This is a genomic window from Rapidithrix thailandica, assembly GCF_039710355.1.
Taxonomy (GTDB): domain Bacteria; phylum Bacteroidota; class Bacteroidia; order Cytophagales; family Flammeovirgaceae; genus Rapidithrix; species Rapidithrix thailandica.
This window is the reverse complement of the sequence record NZ_JBDKWZ010000011.1, coordinates 91,206-108,024: the sequence shown is the minus strand read 5'-3', so window position 1 is coordinate 108,024 and position 16,819 is coordinate 91,206. Positions and strand designations below refer to the sequence as shown.

11 protein-coding genes are annotated in these 16,819 nt (G+C 39.3%); all 11 read right to left on the bottom strand.

The features are described from left to right. Positions 1 to 29: 29 nt before the first annotated feature. Positions 30 to 1,253, bottom strand: coding sequence for a glycosyltransferase family 4 protein (locus tag AAG747_RS18640; protein WP_346822729.1), 1,224 nt, complete (start codon positions 1,251 to 1,253; stop codon positions 30 to 32). Beyond that, entirely contained in the window at positions 1,246 to 1,944 is a 699-nt protein-coding gene (locus tag AAG747_RS18635; protein ID WP_346822728.1) for an acyltransferase, read from the bottom strand. The genes AAG747_RS18640 and AAG747_RS18635 overlap by 8 nt, the downstream gene beginning before the upstream one ends. Then, positions 1,928 to 4,381, bottom strand: a complete 2,454-nt coding sequence (locus AAG747_RS18630) for a nucleoside/nucleotide kinase family protein (RefSeq protein WP_346822727.1) — start codon at positions 4,379 to 4,381, stop codon at positions 1,928 to 1,930. Before AAG747_RS18630 ends, AAG747_RS18635 begins: the two co-directional genes overlap by 17 nt. Positions 4,382 to 4,599: 218 nt before the next feature. After that, positions 4,600 to 5,892 carry an O-antigen ligase family protein gene (locus AAG747_RS18625; RefSeq protein ID WP_346822726.1) on the bottom strand — a complete coding sequence of 431 codons (1,293 nt, stop codon included), beginning with the start codon at positions 5,890 to 5,892 and terminating at the stop codon, positions 4,600 to 4,602. Beyond that, positions 5,889 to 7,004 (bottom strand): glycosyltransferase family 4 protein, encoded by a 1,116-nt coding sequence (locus tag AAG747_RS18620; RefSeq protein WP_346822725.1) that lies wholly within the window; start codon positions 7,002 to 7,004, stop codon positions 5,889 to 5,891. Before AAG747_RS18620 ends, AAG747_RS18625 begins: the two co-directional genes overlap by 4 nt. Beyond that, the gene (locus tag AAG747_RS18615) at positions 6,995 to 8,242 is read right to left on the bottom strand and encodes a lipopolysaccharide biosynthesis protein (RefSeq protein WP_346822724.1); all 1,248 of its coding nucleotides are present in this window, start codon (positions 8,240 to 8,242) and stop codon (positions 6,995 to 6,997) included. The genes AAG747_RS18620 and AAG747_RS18615 overlap by 10 nt, the downstream gene beginning before the upstream one ends. After that, positions 8,239 to 10,458, bottom strand: coding sequence for an exopolysaccharide transport family protein (locus AAG747_RS18610; protein ID WP_346822723.1), 2,220 nt, complete (start codon positions 10,456 to 10,458; stop codon positions 8,239 to 8,241). The genes AAG747_RS18615 and AAG747_RS18610 overlap by 4 nt, the downstream gene beginning before the upstream one ends. An 86-nt stretch (positions 10,459 to 10,544) precedes the next feature. After that, on the bottom strand, positions 10,545 to 11,291 hold the full coding sequence (locus tag AAG747_RS18605) for a polysaccharide biosynthesis/export family protein (protein ID WP_346822722.1): 747 nt from the start codon (positions 11,289 to 11,291) through the stop codon (positions 10,545 to 10,547). A 17-nt stretch (positions 11,292 to 11,308) separates the two neighbouring features. Next, positions 11,309 to 11,743 carry a response regulator gene (locus AAG747_RS18600; protein WP_346822721.1) on the bottom strand — a complete coding sequence of 145 codons (435 nt, stop codon included), beginning with the start codon at positions 11,741 to 11,743 and terminating at the stop codon, positions 11,309 to 11,311. 372 nt (positions 11,744 to 12,115) lie between these two features. Continuing rightward, on the bottom strand, positions 12,116 to 15,304 hold the full coding sequence (locus tag AAG747_RS18595; RefSeq protein ID WP_346822720.1) for a PAS domain S-box protein: 3,189 nt from the start codon (positions 15,302 to 15,304) through the stop codon (positions 12,116 to 12,118). A gap of 470 nt (positions 15,305 to 15,774) precedes the next feature. Then, complete coding sequence (locus AAG747_RS18590) at positions 15,775 to 16,611, bottom strand: ATP-grasp domain-containing protein (protein WP_346822719.1); 837 nt, start codon at positions 16,609 to 16,611, stop codon at positions 15,775 to 15,777. Positions 16,612 to 16,819: the final 208 nt, after the last annotated feature.

Sequence of the window (16,819 nt, the reverse complement as noted above, 5' to 3'; positions counted from 1 at the left end):
ACCCTAAGAAGATTAGGTTGTTAATAGTCTTAAAGGCTTTGATAGATCGAATGCAATTGCTCTCCTCTTCGATCCCAGTGAAACTGATTTTCAAATTTAATACGGGCGCATTTCCCCATTCTTTCCGCCAACTCAGGAAATTGATATAATTTGGCAATCGCCTGGCTCAACTGTGTAAGTGTGTGCGTATATGTTGTTTCTTTTACTGCAACCCCACAAGTGTCGTCTATAAACTCTCCCGGTCCCGAGTTATCCAAACAAATCACAGGGAGACCGAAAGAAAGCGCTTCGGCCACCACCATGCCTGCCCCTTCGTGAGAGGGAAAAAGAAATGCAGAAGCATTTTTATACAGTTTTAACAACTCTTTTCTTTCAACCCAATGAATAAATTGCACCTGATTTTCGATGTTATTTTCACGAACAAGTTTTTGCAACAGGGGAAACTCGGGGCCAGCCCCCACAATGATAAGTTTGCAATCCTCTCGTTTTGCCTTGGGTAGTGAATCCAGAAATCGGGCAAAGGCCAAAATACTTAAGTCAAACCCTTTTAGAGGAACAAACCTCCCGGCAGAAATAAGTGTAAATGCTTTCTTATGCTGTTTGGGCTCATATCCAAAGTCCTGACTTGCCACAGAAGGAATGATACTGTATTTCCCCTTTTGTAACGGAATAACCTTTGCCACATGTGAATTCATACAACATACATAATCGGCCTTATCCAAAGTCTTTTTCAAAGAAGAGGAGTATTTCCAAAAGGCTTGTTTGACCATCCAAGTGGCTTTATTTTTTATGTTGTATACATTGTTATAATTTATTAAATATTGGCCCGGAATGGAAGGGTGATGTCCGATAGGTCCCCAAACAAACGGCTTGTTCAATTTCCACAAATAACTTGGAGTCCAGTCATTGTGGAAGTTCAAATTGTGAATGATGTCAAAAGAAAGTTGCTGTTTCCGGATAAACCGGGGCATGGCCCGCTGCCACATCCAATAATATAGCATGGCCCCACGGCTTTTTTTCTTCCAAAACCGCATCCAGTAAGGTAAATCAAAATATAGGAACTGCATATTCTCATACACCACATCGGGATACTCCGTCATATATTTTTCAATCATTGGCTGATTGTTTTTCCGGGTAATAGCGATCACCGTATTGAAGCGGGCAATCTGCCGTACAAAATTCCAACCCATACCGTCTTCAGAACCTTTATAAGGATTTATGGCATAAGCTGTAGCTAAAATTGTCTTATACATTTTCAATTCGCCTTTTAATTAATTTTGCCGGAATGCCTCCGATAATGCTATTTGCCGGAAATGATTTGGTAACGATGGCTCCGGCTGCAATGACTGACCCTTCTCCAATAGTCACTCCGTCCAATATGGTTACTTTGCTTCCGACCCAGCAGTTTGCCCCTACCTTGATCCCTTGTCGACTGACACCCTGTTGACGGATAAGAGACTCGGGATCACCAAAGTTGTGATTTTCGGGGTGGCAACTTAAATATTGCCCGATAATACAATCGTCACCAATTTCCAGTCCTCCGGCCCCACCCAAATAAGCATATTCGCCAATTCCTACATTATTTCCTATCTTAATAAATTCTCCTAAATGATTGAGGGAAGTAGAAACCACAATCCGGCTATACGATCCTATACCAACATTGTCTCCAAATACAACTCCTTTCTTGCCCAAAGCACTGATATATACCCCCTTACCTAATTTCAAAAACCTTCCCCATTTGATTTTGGGTAAATTAAAAAAGCTGACTTTCGGGCCAAACATTGCTCCTTTGGGATTTTTAAAATACAGAAATACTCTTAGTCCCCTTATCATCGCCCATCCATGTACCCAGACAAATTGTATGATGGCCGTTTGATTCAAGAAGGGGTCAAACCGGAATGAAGGATTACGCCAGCGGATTATCTTTTCAATGAGTTTTTTCATATTTTGATTTGACGGTAGAGACTTTGTGAAAAATTTCATTAAGCGTAGTATTCAGATCGACATTCTCAATGGGTGTATATTGCTCACTCTTCATATTCGGATTCAGCCGGTCAAATAGTTGTAGATATTTGTCTGTCAGCTCTTTTATCGTTTTGGCATTCAGTTCTTGCTTCCGGTGTAAAATAATTTCCGGATCTGCATACAGGAAAAAGTTCAGTTCTGGCTTTAAGAGGAAAAAATACCCCCAACGGGTAATCCATGAAGGCAACTGTATATTACTTCTCCTGCTATCGTTAATAAAATCAAAATAATACCGGTCATAAATCACCACATAGCCTCTGATAATGTACTTCAGATAAATAATATATTGCCCGAAAAAATAATCGGAATAATAGTAACCAAACCGGAGTAATGAAGAGAAAAAGTTTTTGTTTGTGCCTTTCCGGGGTAAGGTGCCGGCTGCTTGCTGTTCCGCTTGGATTTTGCCAAGTCTCCATGCACTTAATATGGGTAATATGGATGGCCGGTGGCGGATTACCACTACCCTTTTTCGCAGTTGCTTTTCAACCATGTACCGTATATTTTCAATTACCGTAGACTTTCCCGCACCGTCTACTCCACTGAATGTAATGGTCATGCCTTTATGAAGAAAAATACTTTTCACCGTATCGCCCAAGTAGTTGAGATGGTTGAACCAATATGCCCCTCCCCGATTATGTTTTTGAGTATGCACAAGTTGGTGAAGTGTGGAAGTCCCTCCTTTCTTCTGTAGAGAATAAGTATATAATTGTTGATCGATAGGATCATGGGAGTTTTTCACAAAGTTTCTATAAGATTGGTATTTACTGGGTATCAAGGCATGATTCAAAGCATAAAAAAGCCCTAAATACCGGAAATCATCCCTGGGAGAAGCTTTTTTTACTCCATAACTGTTCGCAGCGGCATTCTGTAATAACTCCGGGGCATCCAGGTATACGACTCCTTTCCTTTTGAACTGCCATATAAGATCCAGGCTTAACAAGCTTCCATCTTTACAAATCAACTGATGTGTAGCCATATAGGACTTTTTCTCACTCCTCAAATAACTAATTAACGGATAGCTGGCTAAATACTCCCGTATTTCTTTATTTACTTTCCGTTCAACACAAAGGTCTACGTCCGAGTATTCGCTCACTTTTTCAGGATGAATTTCGGGGAATTTCAATGCCGCATAGGGTTTGTTCGTCAAAAAATCAAAAAGATCCATTAACACCAGCTCCCGGTGGCGAACCTTTTGAACAAGTAAACTACTCAAGGCTTCATTCCAAGTGTTCAACAACCAATGAACTTGTGTATGCCACACTTCCTGTCTGGCATACACCCCTAAATAGTACACAATGTTATATACTAAATAAAGAGTAAGATAATTGTTGAGATCCCGCTGCACTACCGGATAAGAAGATACTTTTCGGAAGTTATGAGGAGACAATATACGTTTGATCTCCTTTTCGATTTCAACCCAAGGTTCTTTGTCAATCAATATTCCTTTTTGAATGATAAAATGAAACGCGTCAAAACCTATTGGCAAATTTTCTTGTGACAATTCCCAATCGTAAATCTGTAGCTTCCCTTGGTTTTCATACATATTCCAGGGAGTAAAATCCCCATGGCTTAAAGAGGTTTCTACGATAATATTTTCATCCATCCCTTCCACGATTTTTGTCAGCTTTCTCAACATACCTTTAGGGATACGCTCGTCCTTCTCCTTTGTAATTTTCTTTAAATCCTCTTTCAACTGATGCCAGGTAGTAAGCTCCTTTAAAGGCAAAACCCGAGCAGATGCCTTATTTAATTCAGCTAATGCCTGTAAATGCCTATTAGAGAACCGGGTACTCCTTATCCCCTTTTCAGACACATCGGAAAGCTGCAAAAGATCTGTGTTAGAGAAAAGGACTTGAGGATAATTAAAAGTCTGTAGCCGGGCTTTGTTGAGCTTTTCTATGACATTGGCCTCATTTTGTAACAATTTTCTGGCCGATCCATTCGCACTCAACTTTATAAACGTAAATTTCGAACCGACTTCTGTGACCAATACGGCTTTTTGATTGGGTCCTGGTGTGCCTGTGAATAATGCCCATGGTTGGTCAAGGTAAAAAAGAGGAGATACGTTTTCATGGGTCTTATCAAGATGATAACACAGCTTTTTAAAAACCACCCGCTGTAGTCGCCAACGGAATACGATATGAATTAAACGTACAAAAAGCCTTGACTTAAGTCCGGATACAGAATAGAATTTCAGAAATAACGGTTTACGCAAATGTACCGGCCAAGTCCACCGCACTGTACCGTCAGGGTTTTTCAAATAATATAATTCAATTTTTTGACACGAAGCATCCTTCTCACGACTAGTCACCGGATGCCCTGCTTTCTCTAAAATACTAGAGACATTATAACTCATAATGACGGGGTTAAAAAAGAGAAAAAAGTACTCTTCCGAATGAAGTACATTTTAAAAATGATAGTTAATTTTTGAGTAGATGCAGTTGTTTCTCTTTCCGGTAAATGTCTAAAGAATGAATCATTCAGGAGCGAAAAAAATCTTTTGACGAGGTGTACAAGTACAACGTTAAAAAAGGTTTAAAATCATATTTGCGTTCTTTGAATTTGACTAAAATTTCAAAGCGACAATTCCGGTCGTTTGTGTTGTAAATGAATCTTGTCACGTATGGTCAAAAACGGACTTTTTTGGAAGGATATAGACATGATAATTAACTGATAAAAAAGTATCCCGTAATTGGACTCTCCAAAAATACCGAATTCGGTAAAGGAGTTGATAAGAATGGGAATCAGGATACCGATCAACATTAATTTTTTCTCCTTTTCCTCCAGCAAAAATCCTCTGATGGTAAAAACCATTTGGAATATTACCAATGTAAGTCCGATAAAACCCAAATTCATCAGCACCTGCATAAAGGTGTTGTGTGTCATTTTTCCCGGGTATGTATGTGTACTTTGAAAATATTCTTTATAATCAATTCGCATAAACCCAAAACCTAACAAAGGCTCACGAGGTAAACCTTCGTTGATTAAAGCCGTCCAAAAAGGCAAGCGTCCGGTCATGCTAAGTACTTCTTCCAAACGACTGCCGTCATCTTTAAGAATAATTTTATTGACCGCAACAGGCAAAACCAATAAAACACCGATAATGATAATAGTCTTTAACTTCTGGTTTTTAGATTGATTAATGTGAAAAAAAACAATCAATACCACGCCAATCAAAGAAGAGCGGGAACCCGTCATAAACAAAGCATAAAAAATGACCAGTACTTTAAAAACCGTCCACCATTTATGATGATTCCTATAAATATCAAAGATCAGACAGGCTATCCCAACTCCGGCCAGCATCCCCAACTCATTGGGGTTCATGATATACCCTCCCAACCGGGCCTCCTCTCCTCCGTGCGTCAACCGAAAAAAGGTATCCGGATCCACATACATACCAATTACGAATATGGTAATCAGGTAAAAAACCGTATCCCCCAATAAATTATACAAACGCGTGGTATGGTTAGGAAAATAAATATCCAACAAGGTAATACATTTGATAAAGAATGCAGAGAAAGCCAAACTTTGAAAAGTCATAAACCACTGTAAAGCACTAAAGCCCGGGTTGGTACTCCACATAAACGAAACGAAACCCAATGTCAGATAGCCGGCATATAAGAGTGGTGCCAATACATTTTTCCATTTTATGGAATCTGCCGCTCCGTACCGGATGATCCTGTAGTACAGGATATACGAACCCATCAACACACCCATGCGTCCCACCACTTTGATTCCCCGGGTAATCGCTACATTTTCACTCCAGGTAAAAAAACAAGAAACCATTAAAAACAGAAGGATAAATAAATAGCGATCTGTTTTCTTCAAAAAAGAACCGTGGTCGATAGGAATGGTCTTTTGTTTCATGATACTTGGTAAAGCTCATCGAATGCATGAATAATCCGGTTCCAGGAAAATTCTACTTTGACCATTTTTTGTGCATTGGCAGCCATAAGGGTTAAGCGGTTCTCTTTCCATTGTTGATACAAATCGTGGATGGCTTTTTCCAAAGCAGCTACATCTTCATTTTCAATTACGAGTCCACTTTGGTAACGGACAATGGCTTCCCCCACATTGGTGGCCCGGGTCACAATACACGGAATGCCCATCGCCGAAGCTTCCAGTACTGCCGAAGGCAAACCTTCGTTTCTGGAGGGGTGAGCGAATAAATGCATTTTCTGCATCAGTTCTTCTTTTTCCCAGCCATACTTGCTCCCCCAAAGGGTTACTTTCCCTTGTAAATGCTTGGCTGAAATCATTTTATCCAGTTTGTTGCGTTCGGTACTATCTCCTACAATCCACAGTTGGGTGTTTTTCACTTTACGCTGAAATGCAGCAAACGCACTCAAAAGCACATCCAAGCCTTTGGTATATATATCCAGCCTACCGACAAACCCAAGGGTAAAAGGAGCTTGATTGGCTTGGTCTTGCCGTACAGGAATGGGGTTGATTTCGAAGCCATAGGGTAAAAGGAATGTTTTGTTTGTTGGATAAATGCTTCGAATACCGCTCACTTCACTTTGCCCTATACAATGGATTTTGGCAGCCCGGTTTAGCAATTGCTTTTCGAAGAGTTGAAAATAGAGTTTCTTTCTCCACTTGCTTCTTTGCATTGCAATGGTATTGTAGGCACCGTGTGGTGTAAAAACAAAAGGAATCTCTTTGTGATATAACAGTGCTGAAACCTTTGAAAAAGTCGGTACCCACCCCCCATGCAAGTGAAATACAGCTTTTCCTTTTTGTCCCTGTATTGCCTGAACCAACGATTTATCTACAGTGAAAGGATTTGTTTGAGCCTTAAATAAGCGCGTCTCAAAATTCCGTTCGCCATAGTTGTGGCTCAGTTCGTTAGTGATCCCCCAGACACTGGCATTTTTCCTTGCGGTTACCTGTCGCGACACCAACTGGTAAACCACTTTATTTACCCCATTCATACGCTCGGGATTCACCTTTCCTAACACAACATGAATTATCTCCATAGTATAAATTCTTTTTTCATTAATGTATACTGCCAATAGAACAACATGATCAGTTGGTTGGCAATTAAGCCTGATATGGCTCCCCATAAATGCCATTCTTCCAGGAGGTAATTGAAGCTCAAAAGGCTAAGTGCAAAAGACAAGATATATCCTATAAAAAAAGAGCGGTTTAACAACATCATACGAATGGCCATGCGTACAGGATATCCTATAAAAATGATAAAATACAAAACTGTCATTCCACGTACTACAAAGTGAAACTCTCTATATTCTGCTCCTCCGGCCAAGACAATGACGGACTCTGAAAAGGCAAACAGTACCACCAGTATGACGCCAAAGATCATTGCCCCCTTATAGCTGACAGACCTTAAATACTGTTTGGATGCACTACTGGAAGACTGGTATAAACGGGCAGCCTGTGGCAAGGCATAATTCTCAAAGGTTTGAAGAAGAATATTTAATACGCCGAAGAGTGACTGTACCAACCGGAAAGCACCCAAGGCAACCACTCCCAAAAACAGCCCTGAAGCTACTACAAACAGGTTATTTGCCCACCATTGAATCACAGCCGTCATCAACAACCAACTTCCCTGTCGAAGGTGTAACCTTATATACTCCTTCCATTTCCGGAAATCATAGAATGAAGGTTTTGTAAATGCAATTGCAAGTAAAACAGCTGGAATATAAGCTCCCCCTATCCACAGAAGAATGGAAGAAAGCGTTGATGATAAGGTAAAATATACACTTGTTAAAAAACTGATTTGCAACACACAACAAATGCTATCGATAAGTAATGCTTTCCGGATTTCACTTTTGGCTAAAAATACTTTTCTAAAAAAATCATGAAAAAGAAATCCCGTAAGGAGAAAAATGATTGAAAAAGAAATATGTCTCAACTGTTGTAGGAATTCAATTTCAAATTGCATCAACCCCCAAGTAAACCCAACAATAAACAGTACTAAAACACCCTGTCCGTAAATGACAAAAGACAGGTACGAATCTGCTTCCTTTATTTCTATTTTTGCCAAAGAGACTTGCAAAGGTTGAATGATTAAAGCATTTGTAACGCTGATTGTAAGGTAAATATAAAGCAATACAGAAGCATATATTCCAAAATCCGTAGGACTTAGAACCCGGGCAAGTAATAATGTACTTACAAAACTACTCCCACTAAAAACAGCCTGATCCAGCAAAACCAAGACCTTTTCTGATAAGAGGGATTGGATATGTCTTTTCATGAACGGGGTAATTTTGGAAACTTCTGTTTTTCAAACCATTTTTTGGTCCAGCCGGCTATTTGCTTTACAATATTCGGGTTATACCTCGTCCTGTTCAGTACAAACCAAATATCCGGCAGTGTATACTCTTCTTTTAAAATTTCAGTGGTCAAAATTTGCTTGGCAGGAGTTCTTCGAGAGTCGAGTACAAATAGATTGGAATCTGCAATACTCATCATTAGCAGTCCTATGGTTTCTTTTTTCATCGGTTCATTATTGACTACAAATACATCATAGTTATTTCTGAATGTATTGAGATATGCTTCCATCGCCATTTTAGAATAACAGTTGTATTTCGGGTGGCTTACATCCAGGTAATCAATGTTCTCCAACCCGGAAGGTGTGGGCTTGCCCAAATCCATTGTATTCAATGTTATACCCTCTATCATTCCACAAGCATCAATGAGCAATACTTTCCTTTTCTGCAAAGCCAATGCCCTTGATAAATGCATTACATGAAACCCTCTGCCCTCTTTGGTACTATGGGATGTGAAGACCAATGTGCGATTGTTTTTAAGGATTCCTTTCAATTCCAACTGTATCGCTTCTTTCAAAAAGTACTCTTCTCTTTTTGCATCGCTCATTAGCCTTGGAGTCAAGAGTGCTATCGGAATGTTCGAATTGCTTTCAATCGTATATGCATCATTTACTTTGGCTTTTGCCAAGTGCACAATATAAATCAATACTATAGAACCAAACAGTCCCATAATAGCCGAGACTATGATAATAATCGGTCGGTTGGGCGACACGGGTTTGGTCGGAATTTCTGCGGGTGAAATAATTTTGTGAAAAGCAATTTTTGCCGCTCTTGCAACTTCGGCTTCTATTTTCTTTTCATTGAGAAAGTTATATGATTGCTGATAGATCTGAAAATCGCGGTTTAAGATGGTCAATATTTTTTCATTTTCCGGCACATCCACCAAAAGCGCTTCGGCTTCTTCAATATCCTTTGAAAGGTTTTGGTATTTAATTTCCAGGTTTTTCTTGGTGTTTCCGATACTTTCGATCAAATAATCGATCAAGTCTTGTATTTTCCGGTTGATAACTTCTACCTTTTCTTCTTTCGGGGTGTACACCAACAACAAATCCTTTTTCTCTGCTTGTAATTGTTTGATTTGTTTGACAATTTCAGTCGATAGCAAATCCGTAAAAGCTTCAAAATTGGGGGCCAATTCTAAAAAATTATCTCTCCCTTCACGAATATACCGGTTCAACTCTTCGATTGCCTGCAAATTCATCTTCAGATTCACCTTTTGGATTTTCAACTGGGATATCCGTCTCAAATCCGTTTCGGTTTCTTGCCGGATATTGGTAATGCTCTTATCGTTCCGGTATTTTTCAATGGCATCTTCCGAACGGGCTAATTTCAAAGAGACTTCATCTATTTGATTTTCAAGAAACTGTACTGTCGTCTCGGCAGCCTGGTATTTCGTATTGATATAATCTTGTATATAAGTTTCAGCCAGCCTGTTGACCAGTAAAGAAGCCTTTAAGGGCACTGTACTTTTATAAATGATCCGGATCACCGCCACATCTTTGTCAACAGCTACGATATCCAACTGAGAAGACACTTTCTCAATCAACTTTTTCCGGCTCAAAAATTCCACTTCGTATTGGTCTGCAATGGCTATACTTGGCCTTTCGGTGATCAAGGCATGATTTAAAGAGACGATTAACTGACCGTATTCAAAATTCAAGGTATCTCCAATACAGCCCTTCAACAATTCTCCGGTAAGCGGACTCTGCAATCTATATTCTTTATCGGACATCACCCGTAAGGAATACTTCCGGTCATAAGCCTTATGACTGTGAAAAATCCCTTCGATCAGAATCGGGGAATCCCGGAAAAGTTCGGCCGTACCGATCTTTCCTTTCCGGGAAATTTCAACATCAAAATCCAAGCTATCCAAGGCCCGGTCAATCAACATTTTTGATTTCAACAGTTCTATTTCAACGGCTATTTTATTGGAAGTAACAAACACATCTAAATCTTTGAACAAATTACTGTTGGGCACCCCAATCGCCACATCTGCTAATTTCAGTTTCGCTCCGCTTTCGTATTTAGGGGTGACATAACTAAGGTATTTCTTAGCTGCCATGGTGGAGACGACCATTGCCAAAACAATGATCGGAAACCCCCGAAGAAAAGGTTTGAGAAGTCTGAAGCTTTCTTGCATACATTCTCTACTAAAAAGTTGAGAAAAAGGGATTTGCTAAACCATTTGTTTAACCAACTGTGAGTAGCAAAATTTGAGAATAAAGTTTAAAAAACACCCATCAAAATAGCCGCGGCTGTGGCGGTTGTCGTAAAGGGGATAATCGTGGATACCCGTTTATCAAAATCCTTATTTTTCTTGGAAGGAACAATGACGAAATCCCCCGGGTACAATTGAATATTTTTCTTAAAAAAATCACCTGATTTGGCCAAATTGACATGTGCCACCCGTACATGTTCTCCTTCTTGCCGAAGTATTTTAACCGATCGGATATTTGCATAAAACTCAAAACCTCCCGCACGGGCAATGATTTCTAACAGTGTGTAATGGTCCTTATCAATGGGGATGACACCGGGGTCTTTCACTTCGCCTAACAAGGTTATTTCCTTATTCAATACTTTTACATCCACAATGGGGGTTACTATCCACTTTTGTAAAACACATGCCAAAATTTCTTTGAGTTCCGGAATGGTCTTACCAAGTACATGCATGGTTCCGATTTTAGGCACTTCGATATGTCCGTTCACATCCACCATCAACCACTTTCCATATACTTCGTTCGAATTGTAAATGCCATATACCGACCCTACACTCAATTCATCCTGTCCCCAAACACTAATGCTGATCTTGTCATTTTTGCGGATAGTATACTGATAGTCCGGATTATAAAGAAAAGCACTGTCTAACTCCGCTTCTGTTTGCTTTCGCTCGGCTCTCTTTGTCTCAAGAATATTGTACGTTTTACATTGCGCAAATACACCCACTAATAATATGAATAAAAGAATTCTATTCATGGTATTAGTCACAAAAGCTATATATAGGACAGTATTTTTTTCCAGAAAGAAGGCTTTTCCTTTTTGAGCAGCTCTAAAACCTGGGTAATCCGGTTCAATACCTGCCGCATTTTTTCTACTTCCTGATCACCTTTGATAATGTAATCGAAGGCCCCGTATTTGAGCGCATCCACTGCTATTTTCAATTCTTCCTGTGCGGAAACCATCACGACAAACACATTCGGATCAAAGCGTTTGATCTTTTTCAAGACATCAAAGCCGGTCAATGTGTCCATATTATGGTCTAAAAAAATCACATCGGGTTTTTGCATCAATTCCTCCAGGCAAGCTGTGCCGGAATGAAAAGTAGACACATCAAAAAAACCCAGATTGTTTAAGTGTTGTTGGTAGAGATTCAGGGTAAACACATCATCGTCCACCAAAAAAATTTTAAATTGTTGAGCTTGTTCCATGGCGAGTAAATCTTTACATACAATACCTATAAATCGTTACAGTATTGTCCATAAAATCTATACAAAACATCACTATGTAACATCTTGAAATAAAAATTAATGTTTCTCTTTCAAAAATTGAAACATTCCAATAAAGGATACAAACTTTGATAGAAAGTGATTTGGTAAATATTTTCAAAACTATCGCTTTTTAAGAAAGTATAAGGAGCATTTCAGGTAGGGTTTTATAATATACGGTCTACTATTAAGCGATAGTTATCCCTTTTCAGCCACTTAATACGGATGTGTAACTTCATGTTCTTTTTGAAAAAACAGAGAGATTTTTTAACTATTCAAGATGCATGGGAGGAACTTGTCAATGAATGTAGTCTTTTAAAGTTTACTTTCGAAATTGTCTTGTTTAAGTTGTTTCAAAACTTTATTTAATACCTCATCTAAGAAGTTTAGCATCGTAGCCAGCTTCAACACATCCCTTTCTTCTTTGGCCATTAACTCAATTTCTCGGACTTCATTCACAATGGAATGGATTCCCATATTGATAATGCTAGGTTTGATCCGGTGGGTAATTTTGTGCACAGTGGCCAGGTCTTTCTGTTGGTATGCTTCTTTTATTTGCAATAGTGAAGGAGGTATTTGCTCTATGAACAAAGCTACCATTTTCTTCACAAACTCTTCATTACCCCGGCTGGCTTCAATGAGTTTGCTCAAATCATATAGCCTTTCGCTCGACATTGTTTTGGCATTATTTAATGTATTCTTTGTTACTTTCATCGAAGAGGCTTGAGAAGCGCGAAATGCTTTTAAGATAGAACCCAATAATTTTGATTCTTCAAAGGGTTTGGTCACATAGCCATTCATCCCGCTTTGCATACAATAGTCAATTTCTTTTTGAAAAGCATTCGCCGTCAGGGCAATGATGGGAGTTGTAATTTTCAAGTCCTTTCGAATTACTTTTGTAGCCTCAATACCATCCATTCCGGGCATTTGCAAATCCATCAGAATGACATCGTATTTATTTTTTTTGACCCGGTCAATGGCGACCAAGCCATTTTCAGCTTCCTGTATTTTACATCCATAGTAGGTTAAGGAATTTTCCGCCACCATCCGGTTCAATTCGTTGTCTTCTACCAACAGAATTTTAAGATTTTGTAATACTCCAAAATCTTGCGTTTCTACCACCGATACTATTTGTTGCACATCTCCCACTTCCAAAGGCAGGTAAATATCTATCTGTGTTCCCTGATGTTTTTCACTGGCGATTTGAATAGAGCCGCCCATTAGTTGGATTAATTCGTACGTAATGGCCATTCCTAGTCCCGTTCCTCCGTATTTACGAATCGCCGAGTTTTCTTCTTGAGAAAACTTTTTAAAGATGTTTTCCATAAAGTTTTTGTCCATTCCGACCCCTGTGTCGGTAATAGAAATATGGATTTGGTGTTGATGCTCATTGAGTGGCGTACTTTGACAATCAATACTCACTTGCCCCTCTTCGGTAAATTTAATGGAGTTCCCTAAAAGGTTGATTAATAATTGACGAATACGGACAGGATCGCCTATAAGGGCAGCCGGTAAATGATTTGCGATGATCACCTCCAGTCCGATTGATTTTTGCCGGGCATTTACTGTCATAATCGCTACTGTTTCTTCAATCACACTGTGCATGCTAAAGTGAATCTTATCCAATTGAAATTCGCCCGCCTCAATTTTGGAGATGTCTAAAATGCTATTGATAATGGAAAGTAAATGCTGGGCAGCCGTCTCCGCATACCGCAAATACTTATTTTGTTTGGTAGTAAGTTGGTCTCTGGCCAAATCCCGCATGATTCCAATAATTGCATTGAGAGGCGTACGGATTTCATGACTCATATTCGCCAAAAAACTTTCTTTAGCTTTGGACGATTCCTCCGCTTTTTGCTTGGCAAGCTCCAAGTCCTGTTCCATTTTCTTTTGCTCGGTAATATCCAGATGAATTCCGATAGAACCGATAAACTCCCCGGCATCATTGTAATTGGGCGCTCCGCTGATTATCCACCATCGTTGTTCCCCTTGTTTATTATAAATCGGCAGTTGAAAAAGGTCAGAAAGCCCGGTTTCCCTTAACTTATTTTTCGTTTGTACTACCTGTACGCTTCCCCCTTTTAATAAAAGCCTGGAAGCCTTTTGCCCAAGCAAATCCTCAAAAGAATAACCGGACATTTCACAAAAGCTATGATTGGCAAAATGGATCGTATCTTCCTGATCCACTTCAATGATTCCCAAGTTCATATTGGCAATAATATTCCGGTATTTCTCTTCCTGAACTTTCAACGTCCGTTCATAATTCTTCCGGGCAGTAATATCGTTGAATTTCCACAGATGTCCTTTGTACACTCCGTCAACGAAAATGGGAATATAGTCCCGCTCGAGAAAACGGCCGTTTTTCAATTCTAACTCTTCCGCCAAAACGGGTAATTGATGATATAAAATCCGCTCTTTTCTCCAGACAAACTCTTCCGGATCCTTAAATAAATTTTTATTTTTCAGGGTTAAATCCTTCCAATCTACCCCAATCAAGGATTCGGGAGAAGCCCGGATTCCAAACAGGTCACAATATTTCCGGTTGATCAGTACTACTCTGTGATTTTCATCTTCAAACAATACTCCCACTTGCAGATTATCAATTAACATTGACATACTGGCCTCTGACTTTCTCAGTTTTTCTTCAGCCATTTTACGCTCTGTTATATCTTCCACAATAGAAAAGAATTCTACGGTTTCCGCTTGCTCATTTCTCAAGGGTTGTATTTTCACATTTCCCCAAAACCAACTTTTGTTTTTGCGGTACATCACCATTTCCAAATCCACTGCCCCTCCTCTTTCATATAACTCCACCATTTCTTTTACCACTTTTCTTTTGGTATTAGGCCCCATACAAAGTTCGATGGGCGTTTTACCCAATACATCTTGCATGTCATAGCCCGTTAAACTTAGGAACTCTTCATTACTCCAACTGATCTGTCCGTTAGGCCGGGTAAAAAGTACACCGTGTTGATTCGCTTTAGCCACCAGGGACAGGCGTTGCAACTCTTGTTGACTTTGTTTGAGACGGTCGTTTTGCTGGTAAAGAGAGTTAAACAGACGTTTGATATCTTCGTTGGCTACTTTATGAGATTTTAAAATGTCCAACAAGCGGGTAAGCGGATCATAACTGGCAAAATCATCCATATTTAAGCCCTTTTCTTGTGCTTGCTCTGTGGATTCTACCCAAGGAGAGCCGATAAAAAGTAATTGTCGGTGATCTGCCTCTGCTTCAAATTGTCCTCTTAGATAGAACCCCCTGTCATCGACAAACTCCAACACGACCAATTGCCCCGAAATGGGCTGTAACTCCTCAAAACACAGTTTTTTTAAAACAGGCTTCTTCAGTTCAAACAAACTCTCCAAAGCCGAGCCCTTCACTACCGGGCAGAGCTTCGTTAAACTTTGACCATACGAAACGACATTCAGCGCTCTATCCAACATCAGATAAAAAGGAAATAACCTATCCAGTTGATCATGCCTAAGAGTAATGGATGCATTCATAAATATACATTGTCTTCGTTTGTCAAAATTTCACAGACTAAATACTTTACAGGTATTCCTTTTCAAAGGCAAGGATCAATCGCACACAACAACAAGCTACTTCACAGGTTTTCAGAGACTTATTAAAGCAGTCTACCGTATTAAATACAAGCTTCTGTTTCAAAAAAACAACAACCTTCATCTCGATAAAACAATACCTATATCCACTTATCTAAAAGTTAATAAATAAATTGAAGAATTCAAGGTATTAACTGATTTTAGGGGTTGTATAAAAGTTTTCAGCAAACCATCAGACACATTCCATTTCTGTATCAAGCCTCCTTTATTTTCAATGAAATATTCTTCTCATAAACCAAATCATATATCACTATGACTTAAAGCCAATTATTCGAATTGACTCTTGTTAACCATACAATAAAAAAGAGGCCTGAAAAATATATCAGTCCTCTTCTCTGGTTAATTCATTGATCTCATCGGGAAAGAATTGCATATAATTTCTCATAAAATAAAAATTTGTCTGCCTGATCAGGTAAGCCGGTAACTTGTCCGTCCCCCAACTCTATAATTACCCACTCTCCGTTTTTCTTTTGGGCTATATCCATACTGAAAAACCGGCTATCTATTGTTTCGGCAATTTGGAGAAAATCACTAAGGTCTGTTTCCGTGTCTCCATATTTTCCTTCACTCCAATACGGATATATACCCACGAGTTTCCGGTGGGCAAAAAAGAGTCTGAACTCTTTAGTAAGAGGCATTCCACTTTGAGAGTGCCGGGTAAGATATTCGAGTTCCTCAAATGCTCGAAACACCAAGCCTTCATTTAAACTGTCACCCCGCAATGCTAAAAACCTGGTAATAACCTCTTGAACATTGTCTTGATCAAAAGCTATCGGAATAAAACAAGTCTCCTCCCAATAATGCTTTTCTGATTTTACATAGTCTTTGATGATAATAGGATGATCCCCAAACTCCTGAGTGATCGAAAGGACTTTATTCCTTTCAACATTTCCCTCCACCGGAAGCCATTTGGTGACAGGAGCTTTGGAACGGATTTTACTGTACGATGCCGGTAAATAATGAGTATGCAGGTATTCTTCAGCAATGTTTACCAAACGGATGTTTTTTTGCAATAATCCGGTATACAAGGCTTCGTATTGTAATGGTGTCAGCATCCAGCCACGATACACTCCCGATACTTGTATATCTGATTCTTTGACAAACTTTAATGCTTGTGCTACATTGCCATTCACCAGTTCTTCATAACTGATCAATGCACTTGAAAAGCCTGCGGCTCTAACAGCTTGCAACCCCTCCTCAAAATCCGGTTCAACCAACTTGGCATCTACACTACACTGTCACAAAAAATAACTTTCATTCTTATTAAATTAGATATTCAGTAGTGAATATATATTCCGGAGTACTAATTTCAATACCTAATATCATTTAAATAAAAACTGCTTTCATATAAAGAATTCAAGGCCTTGCCGGATAGGTACAAAGCCTTGAATTGATCCA

Excerpts from the sequence above, each read along its gene's own strand:
- AAG747_RS18640 (WP_346822729.1), bottom strand. The coding sequence starts at position 1,253 with ATGTATAAGACAATTTTAGCTACAGCTTATGCCATAAATCCTTATAAA.
- AAG747_RS18635 (WP_346822728.1), bottom strand. The coding sequence starts at position 1,944 with ATGAAAAAACTCATTGAAAAGATAATCCGCTGGCGTAATCCTTCATTC.
- AAG747_RS18630 (WP_346822727.1), bottom strand. The coding sequence starts at position 4,381 with ATGAGTTATAATGTCTCTAGTATTTTAGAGAAAGCAGGGCATCCGGTG.
- AAG747_RS18625 (WP_346822726.1), bottom strand. The coding sequence starts at position 5,892 with ATGAAACAAAAGACCATTCCTATCGACCACGGTTCTTTTTTGAAGAAA.
- AAG747_RS18620 (WP_346822725.1), bottom strand. The coding sequence starts at position 7,004 with ATGGAGATAATTCATGTTGTGTTAGGAAAGGTGAATCCCGAGCGTATG.
- AAG747_RS18615 (WP_346822724.1), bottom strand. The coding sequence starts at position 8,242 with ATGAAAAGACATATCCAATCCCTCTTATCAGAAAAGGTCTTGGTTTTG.
- AAG747_RS18610 (WP_346822723.1), bottom strand. The coding sequence starts at position 10,458 with ATGCAAGAAAGCTTCAGACTTCTCAAACCTTTTCTTCGGGGGTTTCCG.
- AAG747_RS18605 (WP_346822722.1), bottom strand. The coding sequence starts at position 11,291 with ATGAATAGAATTCTTTTATTCATATTATTAGTGGGTGTATTTGCGCAA.
- AAG747_RS18600 (WP_346822721.1), bottom strand. The coding sequence starts at position 11,743 with ATGGAACAAGCTCAACAATTTAAAATTTTTTTGGTGGACGATGATGTG.
- AAG747_RS18595 (WP_346822720.1), bottom strand. The coding sequence starts at position 15,304 with ATGAATGCATCCATTACTCTTAGGCATGATCAACTGGATAGGTTATTT.